The following is a 1313-nucleotide window of genomic DNA, read 5'->3' as shown; positions in this document are numbered from 1 at the left end:
GGGTCTCGCGTCAGTCGTTGCAGGGTGCAGAAGGCGTGGGCGGCGGAGACGAGGGTGACGTGGTGGTGCCAGCCGCCCCAGGTGCGGCCCTCGAAGTGGGCCAGTCCCAAGGCCTGTTTCATCTCTCGGTAGTCGTGTTCGATGCGCCAGCGGAGTTTGGCCAGCCGCACCAAAGTCGCCAGGGGCATCCCGGAGGGCAGGTTCGACAGCCAGAACTGCACCGGCTCGCTCTCGCCGGCCGGCCACTCGGCCAGCAGCCACCGCTCGGGCAGTTCCGGATCATCGGCAGCCTTGCGGATGCCGCGTCCGGCCGGGCGGACCCTGAGGGCGACGAAGCGCGAGTACATGCGCTTGAAGCCGCTGCGGCCCTTGCCCGGGCGGGATCCTTCCCGCCAGGACACCGGCCGTGCGGCCGTCTTCCCCGCCGCGACGACCAAGTCCTTCATCGTCTGCGCAGGCTCGGGATACTGCACTTTCGGTGGCCGTCCGGTGCCCGCATGAACCGGCTGGACGGGCCGGGCGCCGGCCGGGTGCGCGGTGTGCCGGCCGGAGACACCGACCGCATAGGGCAGATCTCGTTCCTCCAGGCCGAGGCGGAAGGCGGCGGCATCGCCGTATCCGGCGTCCGCGACCACCAGGGGGACATCGATGCCCCACGACCGTGTCTCGTCGATCATGTCCAGGGCCAACTGCCACTTCTCCACATGCCCCACCCGGGCAGGAATCGAGCAGCGGGTGCGACGGGCGACCTTGTCCGCATCCGCGTCCACGGAAGCGGGATCCCACGAAGCCGGCAGGAACAGCCGCCAGTTCACCGCGGCCGAGGCATGATCGCGGGCCAGGTGCAGCGAGACGCCCACCTGGCAGTTGGTGACCTTGCCTGCGGTCCCGGTGTACTGCCGCGACACACACGCCGAGGCGTCCCCGTCCTTGAGGAAACCGGTGTCGTCGATGACCAGCGCCTCCGGGCCGATCGCCTCGTGCATCCGCCAGGCCAGCCGGGCCCGTACATGCGCCGGATCCCACGGGCTGGAAGTGATGAAGTGTGCCAGCGCCTGCCGGTTGCCGTCCTCGCCCAGGCGAGCTGCCATCGGCTCCACCGACTTACGTCTGCCGTCCAGCAGCAGCCCGCGCACATACGCCAGCCCCCAGCGCCGCTGATCCGCACGGAAGAACCCGTCGAACAACCCCGCCGCGAACGCCTCCAAGTCCTCCCGGACTTCGGCCATCTCCTCAGGTGTCACACCAGCTCAACGACACCCACGAGCAAACAGACACGCCACTCACGAGTGAAGATGACCAAGCCCTACTAG

Annotated in this window: 1 protein-coding gene; it reads right to left on the bottom strand. The window is 69.2% G+C overall.

Going from position 1 to position 1313, the window contains the following annotated elements; all coding sequences use genetic code 11:
• Positions 1-1229, bottom strand: a 1229-nt coding sequence (locus tag ACZ6D7_RS47565; RefSeq protein ID WP_469505177.1) for an IS701 family transposase, incomplete at its 3' end; no start/stop codon positions are given.
• Positions 1230-1313 lie beyond the last annotated feature (84 nt).

It is taken from the genome of Streptomyces sp. NPDC041784, assembly GCF_055591025.1.
The sequence above is the reverse complement of the archived record's forward strand: the minus strand, read 5'-3'. Positions and strand labels throughout refer to the sequence as shown.